This is a genomic window from Thomasclavelia sp., from assembly GCF_017889095.1.
Lineage (GTDB): Bacteria > Bacillota_I > Bacilli_A > Erysipelotrichales > Coprobacillaceae > Thomasclavelia.
The window spans coordinates 1-15487 of the sequence record NZ_JAGHEW010000240.1; the positions used below are offsets into that span (position 1 = coordinate 1).

At 29.4% G+C, this 15487-nt stretch carries 18 protein-coding genes; 8 read left to right on the forward strand and 10 right to left on the reverse strand.

Annotation, left to right across the window (positions count from 1 at the left end; translation table 11 throughout):
* Positions 1-206 (forward strand): hypothetical protein (locus J7M77_RS10410; RefSeq protein WP_296878262.1); only part of this gene is annotated, 206 nt, incomplete at its 5' end.
* 71 nt (positions 207-277) lie between these two features.
* Here the strand turns inward: J7M77_RS10410 and J7M77_RS10415 are convergent.
* The 10 genes from J7M77_RS10415 to dnaA form a co-directional block, all read right to left on the reverse strand.
* The gene (locus J7M77_RS10415) at positions 278-880 is read right to left on the reverse strand and encodes a GNAT family N-acetyltransferase (protein WP_296878264.1); all 603 of its coding nucleotides are present in this window, start codon (positions 878-880) and stop codon (positions 278-280) included.
* A 17-nt stretch (positions 881-897) separates the two neighbouring features.
* Positions 898-1110 carry a hypothetical protein gene (locus J7M77_RS10420; RefSeq protein ID WP_296878266.1) on the reverse strand — a complete coding sequence of 71 codons (213 nt, stop codon included), beginning with the start codon at positions 1108-1110 and terminating at the stop codon, positions 898-900.
* Between the two features lie 25 nt (positions 1111-1135).
* Complete coding sequence (locus tag J7M77_RS10425) at positions 1136-1306, reverse strand: ester cyclase (RefSeq protein ID WP_296878268.1); 171 nt, start codon at positions 1304-1306, stop codon at positions 1136-1138.
* A 324-nt stretch (positions 1307-1630) separates the two neighbouring features.
* Entirely contained in the window at positions 1631-2512 is an 882-nt protein-coding gene (locus J7M77_RS10430) for a penicillin-binding transpeptidase domain-containing protein (protein ID WP_296878270.1), read from the reverse strand.
* A 59-nt stretch (positions 2513-2571) separates the two neighbouring features.
* Positions 2572-5025 (reverse strand): DNA gyrase subunit A, encoded by a 2454-nt coding sequence (gene gyrA, locus J7M77_RS10435; RefSeq protein ID WP_296878273.1) that lies wholly within the window; start codon positions 5023-5025, stop codon positions 2572-2574.
* A gap of 15 nt (positions 5026-5040) precedes the next feature.
* Positions 5041-6966, reverse strand: coding sequence for a DNA topoisomerase (ATP-hydrolyzing) subunit B (gyrB, locus tag J7M77_RS10440; RefSeq protein WP_296878275.1), 1926 nt, complete (start codon positions 6964-6966; stop codon positions 5041-5043).
* Positions 6966-8063 (reverse strand): DNA replication/repair protein RecF, encoded by a 1098-nt coding sequence (recF, locus tag J7M77_RS10445; RefSeq protein ID WP_296878277.1) that lies wholly within the window; start codon positions 8061-8063, stop codon positions 6966-6968. Before recF ends, gyrB begins: the two co-directional genes overlap by 1 nt.
* A complete protein-coding gene (yaaA, locus tag J7M77_RS10450) occupies positions 8063-8269 on the reverse strand; it encodes a S4 domain-containing protein YaaA (RefSeq protein ID WP_296878279.1) in 207 nt (68 codons plus the stop codon). Before yaaA ends, recF begins: the two co-directional genes overlap by 1 nt.
* Positions 8270-8474: 205 nt before the next feature.
* Positions 8475-9581, reverse strand: a complete 1107-nt coding sequence (gene dnaN / locus J7M77_RS10455; RefSeq protein ID WP_296878281.1) for a DNA polymerase III subunit beta — start codon at positions 9579-9581, stop codon at positions 8475-8477.
* A 130-nt stretch (positions 9582-9711) separates the two neighbouring features.
* Positions 9712-11058 carry a chromosomal replication initiator protein DnaA gene (gene dnaA, locus J7M77_RS10460; RefSeq protein WP_296878283.1) on the reverse strand — a complete coding sequence of 449 codons (1347 nt, stop codon included), beginning with the start codon at positions 11056-11058 and terminating at the stop codon, positions 9712-9714.
* A gap of 473 nt (positions 11059-11531) precedes the next feature.
* Here dnaA and rpmH point away from each other — a divergent pair, with 473 nt between their 5' ends.
* The 7 genes from rpmH to J7M77_RS10495 all read left to right on the forward strand — a co-directional run bounded on the left by rpmH (position 11532) and on the right by J7M77_RS10495 (position 15341).
* Positions 11532-11666 carry a 50S ribosomal protein L34 gene (gene rpmH, locus J7M77_RS10465; RefSeq protein ID WP_296878285.1) on the forward strand — a complete coding sequence of 45 codons (135 nt, stop codon included), beginning with the start codon at positions 11532-11534 and terminating at the stop codon, positions 11664-11666.
* A gap of 38 nt (positions 11667-11704) precedes the next feature.
* Positions 11705-12043, forward strand: a complete 339-nt coding sequence (gene rnpA, locus J7M77_RS10470) for a ribonuclease P protein component (RefSeq protein ID WP_296878287.1) — start codon at positions 11705-11707, stop codon at positions 12041-12043.
* Positions 12044-12943 (forward strand): YidC/Oxa1 family membrane protein insertase, encoded by a 900-nt coding sequence (locus J7M77_RS10475; RefSeq protein ID WP_296878290.1) that lies wholly within the window; start codon positions 12044-12046, stop codon positions 12941-12943.
* Between the two features lie 9 nt (positions 12944-12952).
* Entirely contained in the window at positions 12953-13555 is a 603-nt protein-coding gene (gene jag / locus J7M77_RS10480; RefSeq protein WP_367236986.1) for an RNA-binding cell elongation regulator Jag/EloR, read from the forward strand.
* A gap of 118 nt (positions 13556-13673) precedes the next feature.
* Positions 13674-13955, forward strand: coding sequence for a hypothetical protein (locus J7M77_RS10485; RefSeq protein WP_296878294.1), 282 nt, complete (start codon positions 13674-13676; stop codon positions 13953-13955).
* A gap of 4 nt (positions 13956-13959) precedes the next feature.
* Positions 13960-14316, forward strand: a complete 357-nt coding sequence (locus tag J7M77_RS10490; RefSeq protein WP_296878296.1) for a MerR family transcriptional regulator — start codon at positions 13960-13962, stop codon at positions 14314-14316.
* 101 nt (positions 14317-14417) lie between these two features.
* A complete protein-coding gene (locus J7M77_RS10495) occupies positions 14418-15341 on the forward strand; it encodes an AEC family transporter (protein ID WP_296878298.1) in 924 nt (307 codons plus the stop codon).
* The last annotated feature ends 146 nt before the right edge of the window (positions 15342-15487 follow it).

The window sequence follows — 15487 nt, forward strand, 5'->3', positions numbered from 1 at the left end:
CTGTTGATATAGATATCTCGAAAGAGAAATTTATGGAGATGGAGGTGGTGAACATGAGCGATTTTGAAATTCTGTCTTTGATGATTGGAATTCTATCAATCATTGTAAAACTGCTCCTTGAAATTATTAAGGAAAACAAAAATAACTACCTCACATATTTTGGAAGACTTGAGGTAGTTATTACCAAAAATAAACCCAAGGCATAACCGCTTATCGGTTGTTCCTTTTATAATTTCATTATAGTTTATGTCATTTTAGTTGTCAATATACATAAGTGTTACAATTTTTTTCGATAAAGTAAACACTTTAAATTAACATCACCTGAAAGTTCAAGGACAATTTCTTTTTCCCCTACTCGCTGGAAACCTCTACGCTCATAAAATTGATATGTGCAATTGGTATCAGTAAACAAATAAATTTCTTTACCAGCTTCTCTTATTGAAAGTTCATTTAAAAGATATGTACCTATTCCTTTTATTGAACTATCAGGATCAGCAGCTAAAAAACGAATTTCACCATCAGGCTTGTAATGTTTTGTATAGCTAGCAAACATTTCTCTGTTGGCTTGATTATATGGCGCTACGCCACTATCAAAAAATAAATTTTGAATGATATCGATGATCTTAATATATAATCCTTTTAAAAATGATTTATAAGGTTTTGGTTCATCTTTCATGTCTACAATAAGTACTCCTAAAAGTACATCTTGATCATAAGCAGCAATAACCTGTGAGGCATTAGTATATTCCAAATACCAAAAATATCTTCCATAAGCCTTTAAAATAAATTTACTTTTTGTGTATTCATCAAAATGCATTCCTTTAATGGCATACTGGATAACTTTTTTAAAATCTTTTTTATTTAATTCTTTTATTTGCATTATTTGTTACCTTTATTCTATTTTATATTCTTTTTAGATTGGAGATTGACAATTAGATTAATCGTACAAGCACAAAGTAAAACAATACCTATTTCTAAGCCTTCATGATCAATAATATTCAACCCAATAAGAATTATACTAAAAACAATCCCAACTCCAGAACATATTATCCCAATATCATTGCCTGTAATAACCCTTTTTTCTTTTTTTACTTTATCAAATACGCTCATTTTTACTTCTCCTTAAAATATCTTTTTATACTGGTCTAATCAAATGATTTTCAAGAAAAGTTTCAAAAGTATTTGCTGCACCACTATGTTCAACTATTTTTCCAGCTATAACTTTATCAATATTTATACCATTAATTTCTAAAACTTTATTGGTAGGTGTTATTTTTAAAAACTCACCTTGATGAGTTCCTCGCATAATAAATTTTGAAATAACATAATCCCCTACTTCATATTGGTGAATTAGTCAGGATAGGTTTTTTTTAAGCAAAAAGATGTTGTTTCATTCCTGCAATACCAATAACTGTTTCTTTATTTCCAATTCTTTGAATACAATTTACTGATACATATTGAAAAATTTCATCAAGCAAATTATTAGAAACAATAACTTCATAAAAATATTTTACAAGATCTTATAACCATCACCTATTATAATTCATTTTTTATGTTATAACATATTTCTAAAATATTACCTTTTCTATATTGATATCTTCTACAATTGCTTCTATTAGCCTTTAATGGATTACAAATTTGAAATTATTTCCAGGGCAATATCTTTAGCTTTAGTGCTAGATACATCTTTATCTTCTGTTTTACCTAAATAGACACAAAAATATTTATTTTCCTCTCTTTTTTCCGCAAACCCTGTAAACCAGGCATCAACAACTACACCATGAGATTTTCCTAGTCCCGTTTTTCCATATATATTAGTTTGATTGGCTACAAGCATTACTTCTTTTAAATTTTCCTGGGTCTTTTTAGAATATTGGCTATCTTGTCCAAAAATACGTTCGAGGACTTCTACTTGTTCTTGGGGAGATATTTTTAAAGAAGATTCAATCCAAAAACCAGTTAATGATCGATTGTTATTGTTGTTATTTAAAGTTCCATGCCAATCGGAAATATCACAGTTTCCATAATCTAATTTATTCAGTTCTTTTTGCATTACCTCTTTTCCAATTTCATCAATAATTTGACGATAATACCAGACACAAGAGGTTTGAAATGCTTCTTTAAAATCAATATCTTGATTCCAACTATCATTCCAAAAGATTTCTCCACTCCATTTTCGAAGTGAATTTTCGGGAGTAATAATTTTATTTTCTAAAGCAATTAATGAAGAAATAATCTTAAAAGTAGAACATGGTGAACGTTTTGTAACTGCCATTTCTTGATTATAAATTTGATAATTGTTATTAGCTGGATCATAAATAACAGCAGTACCGTTAATACCATCAAAATAATCTTCCCAGTTTTCTTCGATAATTTTAGGTTCACTAATAGTTTCTTTAGTATTAACATCAGTTGTTGATGATGTATTTTCGCTAGAACAGCCACAAAGCAAACTAGGGATAAGTATTAATATAATAATTACTTTTTTTAAAAAAATTAAATGATTTTGCATAAAGTTTCTCCTTTATAACAGCTAACTAAAAGGATGTCATTAAAACATCCTTTTATCCACTATTCTTCTGTTTCATCATCAGTTTCTGTTGCTTTTTCGACAACTTCAACAGTTGATACTTGATGACCTTCACTAACTTTGATCAAACGAACTCCCTGAGTAGCTCTTCCAGCAGTTTTTACTTGTTCCATTGGTAAACGAATCATAATTCCATCATCAGTCATGATCAATAGATCTTCGTTTCCATTGACTGCTCGTAAAGCAACGATTTGACCATTTCGAGCAGTAGCATTAATTGTCTTAACACCTTTACCACCACGATTTGATAAACGATATTCATCTAACGGTGACATTTTTCCATAACCATGCTTTGTAACAACTAAAATATATTGACCTTCGTTGTTTGTAGTCATACCAATGACTTCACTACCATCAACATTAATTCCTTTAACACCGCTGGCAGTTCTTCCCATTGGACGAACTGTTGTTTCTTGGAAACGTACTAATTTACCATTAGAAGCAGCAATTAAAATTTCATTATTACCATCAGTTAATTTTACTTGAACTAATTGATCATCGTCTTTTAAACTGATTGCAATCTTTCCCGATTGACGAATTCTTTGGAATTCGTTGATATGAACACGTTTAACTAGACCATTTTTAGTTACAAATACTAAATAATAATCATCAGATTTTTCAAACTGATCACGATTTATATTGATCATTGATTTAACTTGTTCTTCTTTATCTAAATTCAATAAATTAACTACTGGTAAGCCTTTGGCAGAGCGTCCAAATTCTGGAACATTATAACCTTTAATTCGATAAACTTTACCAAAGTTTGTAAAGAATAATAAATCATCATGAGTAGACATATTAATCAATGAACTAACAATATCATCATTGTTAGTAGACATACCTTTAATTCCTCGCCCACCACGATTTTGTGCTTTGTAGGTATCTACTGGCATTCTTTTTACATAACCATTATTAGTAAGTGAAATAATGACATCTTCAACTGGAATTAAATCTTCATCTTCTAAATCGAAAGTTCCCTGGATGATTTCAGTACGTCGTTTATCACCATATTTATTTTTAATTTCCATTAATTCATCATTAATAATTGATAATAAACGTTCTCTGTTTTCTAAAATATCTTTTAAATCAGCAATAATTTCTAATAATTTATTTAATTCATCTTCAATCTTTTGTCTTTCCAAACCAGCTAAACGTTGTAATTGCATTTCTCTAATGGCCTTAGCTTGTTTATCAGACATATTGAATTCTTCCATCAATCTTGTTTGAATGATTTCAGTAGTACGACTAGAACGAATTAATTCAATAATAGCATCAATTTGATCCAATGCTCTTTTTAGACCTTCTAAAATATGAGCTCGATCTTCAGCTTTACCTAATCGATATTTAGTTCGACGACGAATTACTTCTTCTTGATGCTCTAAGTATAAAGTAATCATTTCTTTTAGATTAAGAGTTTTCGGTTCATTATTAACTAAAGCGATACAGTTGGCTCCAAAAGTTGTCTGTAATGAAGTTAATTTATATAATTGATTTAAAATTACTTCAGGCTGAACATCACGCCGTAATTCAATTACGACCCGAATCCCCTCGCGATTTGATTCATCACGTAAATCAGTAATTCCTTCGATTTTCTTTTCTTTAACTAGCTGAGAAATCTTTTCAATCATTCTCGCTTTATTAACCATATATGGTATTTCAGTTACGATAATTGATTTTTTATTACCATGTTCTTCAATTTCTGTTTTAGAACGCATGATAATTAAACCATTACCAGTTTCATAAGCTTTTTTGATTGCACTTTTTCCTAAAATATAACCACCAGTAGGAAAATCCGGTCCCTGGATATAATTTTCCATCAATTCCATGATTGTAATATCTGGATCTTTAGCTACTGCTAAAATCGCATCAATAACCTCACTTAAATTATGAGGTGGGATATTGGTTGCCATCCCAACCGCAATACCAGTAGAACCATTGATCAATAAATTAGGTATTCTTGCTGGTAAAACAGATGGTTCTTTTTCTTCACCATCATAATTAGGTACAAAATCAATTGTATCTTCTTTTATATCTCTAACTAATTCGCTAGAAATTCTTGACATTCTCGCTTCGGTATAACGCTGGGCCGCTGCACCATCACCATCAATAGAACCAAAGTTTCCATGACCATCAACTAACATATAACGATATGAAAAGTCCTGAGCCATTCTAACTAATGCTTCATAGATTGATGAGTCACCATGAGGATGATATTTCCCCATTACTTCCCCAACGATACGAGCTGACTTTTTATATGGTGATCCAGGCAAGCAGCCTAAATCACTCATTCCATAAATAATTCTTCGTTGAACAGGTTTTAACCCATCACGAACATCAGGTAATGCACGCGCAACAATAACTGACATTGCATATTGCATAAAAGAGTTTTTCATTTCTGATGTCAATTTTACTTTTCTTATTCCTCTTTCTTCCATCACTTTTCTCCTTTATTAAATATCTAAATCAGTTACATATTTGGCATTTTCCTGGATAAATTCACGACGTGGTTCAACTTTTTCACCCATTAACATATCAAAGATCATATCGGCTTCCATCGCTTCATCTAAATCAATTTGATTTAAAATCCGACGTTTAGGATCCATCGTAGTTTCCCATAATTGATCCGCATTCATTTCTCCTAAACCTTTATAACGTTGAATTGTATATTTAGCTCCTGGACCAATCTTAGTTCTTAAATCATCTAATTCTTCATCACTATAACAATAATGTTCTTCTTTGCCTTGTTTTAATAAATATAAAGGTGGCTGAGCAGCATAGACAAACCCATTTTCAATTAACGGTTTTAAATAACGATATAAGAATGTAAGCATTAAGATACGAATATGACCCCCATCAACATCAGCATCGGTCATGATAACGATCTTATGATATCTTAGTTTATCAAGATTAAATTCTTCACCAATTCCCGTACCAAAAGCAGTGATCATTGAACGAATTTCGGCGTTACCAAGAATCTTTTCTAGTCTTGATTTTTCACCATTTAAAATTTTACCTCTTAACGGTAAGATAGCCTGAGTTTTTCGATCACGTCCCATTTTGGCACTACCACCAGCGGAATCCCCTTCGACAATAAAGATTTCGCATTCACTGGCATCCTTACTAGAACAATCAGCTAATTTACCAGGTAAATTAGAAACTTCTAAAGCATTTTTTCTTCTTGTCATTTCGCGCGCTTTTTTAGCAGCCATTCGCGCTCTTGAAGCAACAATCGCTTTATCGACAATTGTTCTAGCTGTATCTGGATTTTCTAATAAAAATTTATCTAATGAACTAGAAATGATATTACTTGCAATTTTTCTAACTTCTGCATTTCCTAGTTTTGTTTTTGTTTGCCCTTCATATTGAGGATCAGGATGTTTTACTGAAATGATAGCTGTTAATCCTTCACGAACATCTTCACCAGACAGAGCTTCATCATCTTTTTTTAATAAGCCATTATTTTTAGCGTAGTTATTAATTACTCTTGTTAAGGCTAGACGGAAACCTTCTTCATGAGTTCCCCCTTCGTGAGTATTAATATTATTACAGAAAGAATAGATATTTGATTGATATCCATCATTATATTGCATTCCTACTTCAATCGCGATATCCTGTTGCATATCTTCAACATAAATAATTTCATCATGAATTGGTGTTTTATTCTTATTAATATAAGCAACATATTCTTTAATTCCACCTTCATAATGATAAACATGTTTACGATTAGCACCATTACGAGTATCTTCTAATGAAAGTTTTAAACCTTTATTTAAAAATGCCAATTCACGAATTCGCTGTCTTAAAATATCATAATCATAGACAGTACCTTCTTTAAAGATTTCCGGATCAGCTTTAAAAGTAACCTCAGTACCCGTAGTATCACTATCACCAATTATTTTTAAAGATTCTAATGGTGTTCCCCCATTTTCAAAACGTTGGAAATAAATATGACCATCACGATATACTTTAACTTCTAACCACACTGATAAGGCATTAACAACCGAAGCCCCAACACCATGAAGACCGCCAGAAACCTTGTATCCGCCACCACCGAATTTTCCGCCGGCATGTAATACCGTAAAAATAGTTTCTACTGTTGAAATTCCTGTTTTAGCGTGAGTTCCTGTTGGCATACCACGACCATCATCAATAACCTGAACAACATCATCATCTTTTAAAATAACTCGAATATGACTAGCATATCCAGCTAATGCCTCATCAATTGAGTTATCAACAATTTCCCAAACTAAATGATGCAATCCTCTAATTGAAGTTGTCCCAATATACATCCCCGGTCTTTTACGAACCGCTTCAAGACCTTCTAATACCTGAATATCTGATTCATCATAACTATGTTGTACTTTTTCTTCTGCCATTATGTAGCCTCCTTGCCACCTGCAATATAGATTTTCTTTGCTTTTTCAATAATCTGATGGTGTATTCCATCGATTGATGTCGTTGTAATAAAAGTTTGAATTTTTTGATTCAAAATATCTAATAACATATTTTTTCTTGTTTCATCTAATTCTGATAAAACATCATCTAATAATAAAACAGGATACTCGCCAATTTCTTCTTTAATTAACTCGATTAGAGCTATTTTTAAACTTAAAATAATTGTTCTTTGCTGCCCTTGCGAAGCAAACTGATAAGCTTCACGATCATTTAAATAAACCTTTAAATCATCTTTATGAATTCCAATGTGTGTTTGCATATAATCAATATCACGCTGATGATTTTTTTGATAAAGTTCTAAAATATGTTGATAAGTAAGTTCTTTTTTTACAAAACAAGCATATCTTAATTTTACTTGTTCCTTTTTTTGTTTAGAAATAAGCTGATAAATCAAAGCAACTTTTTGATCCAGACGGTTAATAAATTCAGTTCTCCGTTTAATTAAATCAACCTGGATCTTGGCTAACTGTTCATCTAAAACTTCTAAATACTCATCACTAGTTTTTCTTTTTTGATTCAATAATTTTAAGTACTTATTTCTCTCTTTTAATAAACTCGTATACTTACTTAAATTAAACACATAAATTGGAGAAATCTTAGAAAGTTCTAAATCAATAAAATGGCGCCGATTTCTCGGACTGCCCTTAATTAAATATAAATCATCAGGAACAAACACAACCACATTTAATAAACCAACATATTCACTTATTTTATAAATATCCTGATCATCAATTTTAGCTTTTTTAAAATCAGTTCCTAAAATAATCTCTAATCGTCTAAGTTTATTATTGGTAATGACTTCTCCTTTTACCTTAGCAAAATCATTATTAAACATAATCATTTGTTTATTGATATGACTTTTAAAAGACTTTCCTACCGAAAGTAAATAAATAGCTTCAATTAAATTAGTCTTACCCTGACCATTACTTCCAATTAAAATATTTATATCATGATCAAACTCAATAAAAAAATGATCATAATTTCTAAACGTATCTAAACTTAATGAATTAATTTTCATTATCCAATCACAAAACTAGCACCATTATACTCAATTTGATCATTAGTACGTAGTTTTTTTCCACGACGGGTTTCAACTTCTCCGTTTACTAAAACTAAACCACCTTGAATCACTGCTTTAGCTTCAGCACCGCTTGATACACAATTTGTGTATTTTAAAAATTGTCCTAAAGTTATGTATTCATTTTTTATTTGAATTGTTTTCATGACATCCCTCTTTTTCATAAATATATACGCATTATAACATAAATCCTATAAAAAAGCAAAAAAATAAGCATATAAACGATGTTATTTTATTAGTTAATAAATTATGGTTTTTAAAAAAAATTGCTCATATTTAAAATTTATCGGCATATACATAAACTAACCAGTAAAAAACTATGAAAAAAAAGAAAAAGCTACAAACTGTAGCTTAGAAAGTTCTTACTGGTAAAACTAATTGAATTAAATCATCTTTTTCATATTCTTTGATGATAAATGGTTTCATTGGACCAGTGAATAAAATTTTAACTTTAGGTTCATTGAAAGATCTTAATGCATCTGTTGCATACTTAGAACTAAAAGAAATACTTAATGGATTTCCTTTATAGAAAGAACGATCTAAAATTTCTTCAACTGAACCGATTTCTTGCATATATGATGATAACACAACTTTTTCATCAGACATATCAAGTTTAATAATATTGTTTTGTTCATTATTTAATAAAGAAACACGATCAATCGCATTTAATAAATAATGAGTATCAATATCTAATTCAAAATCAAAGCTTTCAGGAATTAAACGATTAGTATCTGGGAAAGTACCATCGATTAATCGTGTTTGAATAATGTTGTTGTCAAAAACATATAATACTTTACGATCAGAAACATAGATTTCAATTAAATCATCACGTTCAATGATTTTTGCAATTTCATCTAATGATTTTTGGGGAATCGTAATATTAAAAGTGACTTCATCATTTAAAGGTGTTATTTTTTTAGCTAAACGATAACTATCAGTAGCGGTTGCTTCTAATTGATTATTATTAGCCTTAAAGTTGATTCCCGTTAAAATTGGTTTATGTTCTTTTTCGCTAGCAGCAAATTTAGTTTGAGTAATTAAATCTTTTAATACAAACGCATTGATTAAAACTTTTGTTCCGGTTTTAGTTAAATCAATACGTGGATAATCTAAAATATCGCTACCATTTAAATCGAATTTAGAAGTAGCTCCAGAAATTCTTGTTAAAGCTCCATCAATGATTTCAATATTGATTTCATCACTATCGATTTTTCTAACGATTTCTAAAATATAACGTGAATTTAAAACAACACCACCTGTTTCTTCAATAATTAGATCATCACCTTCAAGTTTTGTTTGAATAGTAATGTCTGAATCACTACCAGTAAGGATTAAACAATCTGATTGTAAATCAAATTTAATTCCTGTAAGTACTGGTAAAGGACTACGTACAGAAACGGCTTTAGTATTTTTTGATAATGCATTTAATAATTTAAGACGATTAACTTTAAATTTCATAATTGCCTCCTTGAAATTTATTATATATATTTCTTTTAAATATTTCTACTAATATTATTAGATTGTGACTTTTGTGAATAAAGTAGAAAAAGCTGATGTTTTCAATGTTTTAATTGTGATTTGATTGTGTCTAATTTATTCCTAATTTGTGCTTTAACTTGTTGATAGCTAATTTATAGTCAGGATCTTTCTTAATTTTACTATCAACTCTAGCACATGCTTTCATTACTGTAGAGTGATCACGATTACTAAATACCACACCAATTTCCGAGAAAGTCACATCAAGCAGTTCCCGCATTAAGTACATGCATATTTCTCTAGGTGTTGTTAGTTTTCGGGTTTTATTTTTAGATATTAATTGGCTGATTGTTAGATAATAAAACTCTGCTGTTGTTTTTAAGATTAGTTCTTTAGTTAAAGTAGCTTTAGGATTTTGAACTACTTTATCATCTTTAAAGGCAACTAAAGCAAAAGCCATATCAATATTATTAGTATGATTCATAATACTGCAAAAAAACAGTCGTTTTAACGCCCCTTCAAGATTACGAATATCTTTGCAATAATGATTAGCCATAAAATCAACAACATCATCTTGAATAATTAATGATGGATTATCTAAGTTTTCAATCTTTTTTTCAAGGATTGCTCGAGCAGTTTCAAATTCTGGTGGATCAATTCCAAAACTTAAACCAGAATTAAAACGACTAATTAACCGAGATTCAATTCCTTGTAATTCTTCAGGCATTTTATCACTAGTGATAACAATTTGTTTATTATTATTGATAAGTTCATTAAAAATATGGAAAAAGATCTCACTACTTTTTTCTTTATTAAATAAAAACTGGATATCATCAATTAATAACATATCTAAATGTTTATATTTTAAATAGATATCGTTACTATTTTTCCCTTTCATCGCGCCAATGACTTCATCAACAAATTCTTTACTAGTAATGTAACGAATTTTTAATGATGGATTGGTTTCTTTAGCATAATTACCAATAGCATTAAGTAAGTGAGTTTTTCCTAGTCCTGGGTTACTGTAAATAAATAAAGGATTGAAATTAGTCCCAGGATTACTAGAAACTAGTAATGCAGCATTTTGAGCCATTCGATTGGAACTTCCAACCACAAAGTTATCAAAAGTGAAGGTTTTATTAAGATTATCTTTGAAATCTTCATCTTGATGTAAAGCTAAAGTTTTCTTAAAATCATCTTCTCCTAATATTTCAACGGTAACTGGAGAAGCAAGCATACCTGAGAGGATTTCTTCAATATCTTTTTGATATTTTTTAATAGTTTCTACATTAAATGAATAAGGATTAGTAATGACAACCTTATTATCGCTAATCGATGCAATTTTAGAAATTCGTAATACCGAATCCATGATAATTTTATCGATTTGACGATTTTCAGGCAGGTCATGCTTTTCTAGCGTATCTAGACATAATTGCCAAATTTTACTATTATCATTCATTTTTTTACCTCCGCAACTATCATTATAAGTTAATAAATTGTAAATTTAAAGGAAAAAAAAGAGGCCTTTTTCCTATTCACAAAGTTATTCACAATAATTTTAGCCATTTTGTAAGAAAATAACAGATATTCACAAAATTCACAAATTTATTTGTGCATATAAAAAGATGTGAATGTGAAATATGTGCTTATTTATACGTTTATGACTATACGTTCATAATAAAGTCACAATTAGGTTGTTGTAATAATCAGTATTTTTTACAAAATTCACATTTATTCACGTAGTTAAAAATAACAATATGAACATGTGCATAACATGTGTGAATTAAACGGTGATTTTGTGGGCAAGAAAAAATAAATAGTTAACATCTACTCACTTTTTCGTTAATTTCATTGACTTAATGGGGTTTTTCATATAAAATGGTGGGGCATATGTTATTTGTATAAAAGTATTAAAGTATGGAGGTGTAATTAATGAAAAGAACATATCAACCAAATAGAAGAAAAAGATCAAAAACTCATGGTTTTAGAGCTAGAATGGCTACTGTAGGAGGAAGAAAAGTACTTGCACGTCGCCGTAAAAGAGGAAGAAAAGTATTGTCTGCTTAAAAAAATCCACTTTACGGTGGGTTTTTTTTCTAAATTTTATGAAGAAAGAATATCGTATTAAAAAAAATGAGGATTTTAGTCTCATTATTAAACAAAAACAAAGTTTAGCTAATCGTTCTTTCATTATTTATTACCGTAAGAACGATCTTGATCATGCCCGAGTAGGAATATCAGTAAGCAAAAAATTAGGTAAAGCAGTAGTGCGGAATAAAATAAAGCGTCAAGTAAGAATGATGGCATCAAAAGTAATTGATTTTAATAAAAACTATGATTACATCGTCATTATTCGAAATATTTATTTAGATTTGGATTTTAATTCTAATCTAAATGAGCTACAATATCTATATAAAAAAATATTAAAAAGGATGGAAAATTAAATGGTGTTAGATAACAAGACTAAAAAAATTCTAAAAGTATTTTGTTTAGTTTTCTTAGTTGCTATCTTGACAGGATGTGCTCAAAACCTTGATAGTAGTGGTAAATTAATTGAGTCAAGAGCAATTACAACTTCAACGCCTTGGTCATTAGATGCTGGGTGGTTTGATTTTATTTTTGTAATTCCTTTAGCTAAAGGAATCTTATTTATCAACGAATATGTTGGAAATGTGGCTTTTGGGGTAATCGGGGTTACTATTATCGTTAACTTAATTACATTACCAATTATGATTAAATCAACGGTTTCAACTCAAAAAATGCAATTGTTGCAGCCTGAATTAGAGAAAATTCAACGTAAATATCGTGGTCGTAAAGATCAGGCTTCACAATTACGACAAAATGCCGAAATTCAAAATCTATATAAGAAAAACAATGTTAGTATGATGGGATCATTTGCAACATTCTTGACATTACCAATTATGTTTGCAATGTGGCAGGCCGTTCAGCGAATTGAAATTTTATATAACACAACTATTTTTGGAATTAACTTAGGTGATAAACCAATTGAGTATATTTTAAAATTTGATATTGCTTATCTTGTTTTATTGGTATTAGTTGCGGGAACACAATTCTTTGCAATGCAAATCAACCAAATGATGGCTAAACGGTCACCAAAATATCGACCTTCAAGTCAAATGAAGTCAATGAATACAATGAATAACGTAATGACAATTTTTATTGTTTATTTATCAGCTTCAATGCCAGCAGCAATGTCATTATACTGGATCACAACTAACATTATTAGTATTGTTAGAACGGTATATATTCAATTATTCCATATCGAAAAAGCTCAAAAGGAAGTTGAGGCAACAACAACTAATTTCTTAAATAAGAAAAAGTAGGTGATTAAATTGAAAAAACAGTATACTGCTAAAACAGTTCAAGATGCTGTTAATAACGCATGTCAAGAACTTGGAGTTACAATTGATGAATTAAATTATGAAGTAATTAGTGAAACAAAAACTTTATTTATAAAAAAGGCAACCATTGAATGTTATACAATTCCAATGATTCAAGAGTTTATTGAAACTTATATACGTCGTTTTATTAGTGATATGGGATTTGAAATTGAAACTGTTTCATATCTTCAAAATGGACGAATTTATTGTAATATCAATACAAGTAATAACTCAATTTTAATTGGTAAAGCTGGTGTTATTTTAAGAGCAATTAATTTTATTGTAAAAAACGCTGTCAGCAATACATATAAAAAGCGTTATGAGATTAGTATTGATATCAATGGTTATAAAGAAGATCGTTATAAAAAAGTTGCTTCAATGGCAAGACGATTTGGCAAACAAGTTCAACGTACTAAAACTGATATTAAATTAGATCCAATGCCTGCTGATGAAAGAAAAGTAATGCATCAGGAATTAGCTAAATTTAACCATGTAAAAACTGAAAGTCACGGAGAAGGAAAAAATCGTCACATGGTTATCTCCTATGTAAAATAAAAATACTTTTAAGCACATGTGTAAAAGACCAATATTTCAAATATTGGTCTTTTAATTGCAATAAAGTCTTGCCATGTAGTTAGGTTTAAGGAGTATCCTTAAACTAGGAGGAATAATTATGGAGATAATGATAAATCAAAGTTTGCTTAAAAAGTTACAAGAACAAGGTATCATCAAAATGATTGATCAAGCTGATGAGCGTAATCAGGCAATCACTTCTTTAATCAAGACTTTATATACTTTAGGATATAATGATCATGAAATACTTGGATTATTAAATAAAGAAGCTAGTTTATTAGAAATTTTATTATTTCATTTTGATTTATTGCAAACTAAACAAAATGAATGTTGTTATATGATCAATCAAATTAAACAAAAGATTGAAGAGATAAAGGAGTAAAAAAATGGAGTATACAATTAAACAGGTATGTCAAAAATACGGATTAAACGCTTCAACATTAAGATACTATGAAAAAGAACGGCTACTTCCACCAATTAAAAAGAATTCTAGTAATCAAAGAATTTATAATGAAGATGATTTAAAATGGCTAGAAATTATTATGTGTATGCGTAAAACCGGAATGACGATAGCTTATATTCGTAACTATGTAGATTTATGTAAACAGGGTAATCAAACTCTAGATAAACGTTATGATATTTTAAAAAAACAAAAAGAAATATTAATGTTACAGTTACAGGAATTAAATGCTAATATCGAAATGATTGATTTAAAATTAGAAAAGTTTCAAAATAAACTTTAAACAAGTGCATTAGTACTTGTTTTTTTTGTTTCATATTTAGTAATAAATTTATTTATATTTATCGTTTATGTTATAATTATTCAAAAGATTGGGGGAATTAAATGGATATAATGGTTGTAATTAACCAAATGATCCAATTATTTTTGATAATTGGTCTTGGTTATTTTATGCAAAAAAAGAAGATTTTAAATGATGAATTAAATAGTAAATTAAATTATATAGTTATTGCTATTACAACACCGGCATTAATTTTTTCATCAGTATGTACGACAACAATCAGTGATAAAAGCATGGTTATTTATACTTTAGCGGTAGCTACTGCAGTATATATTGCTTTGCCGGTAATTAGTTTTATTTTGGTAAAGATCATGAGAATCCCAATGCATCAAAAGGGTCTTTATATGTTTATGACAATTTTTTCAAATACCGGTTTTATGGGATTTCCAATAATGAAAGCTTTATTTGGAAATGATGCAGTTTTTTATACTGCTTTATTTAATATTTTATTTAATTTAGAAGTATTTACGCTTGGGGTTATTTTAATGAACTATGGTAAAGACGTAAAGATGAAATTAAATCCGAAAAATATTTTATCACCAGGTGTAGTAGCTTCTATTGTGGCAATATTTATTTACTTTTTAGAAATACCCGTTCCTAGTGTTATAGCTAATTGTTTTGAAATGGTTGGAGATATGACAACACCACTGGCAATGATGATCATTGGAGCGACTTTAGCTAATATTAAATTCAAGGATTTATTTACAGAATTACGATTATATTATTTTACTGTAGTTAAACAAGTGATTTTACCAATTATTGTTTTTCCAGTAATTGCTTATTTTATTTCTAATCCTTTGATTCAAGGGATTACATTGGTAAACATTGCCATGCCAGTGGCCAATAGTGCTGTTTTATTTGCTAAACAGTATGGCGGTGATGTCGAACTGGCAGCTAAAAGTATTTTTATTACAACTTTAGTAAGTGTTTTTACAATTCCATTAATTGTTTCATTGTTATTAATATAAGCACTATTATGTGCTTATATCAGGCTGTTGACAAAGTCGGTTTTTTAAACCGCTTTGCCATACAGCCTTTTATATTTTCCGAAAAATGATAAAAACAGTGTAATTTTGAACTTTTTCATTTTAAATCTCTCATATTTTGGTATTGC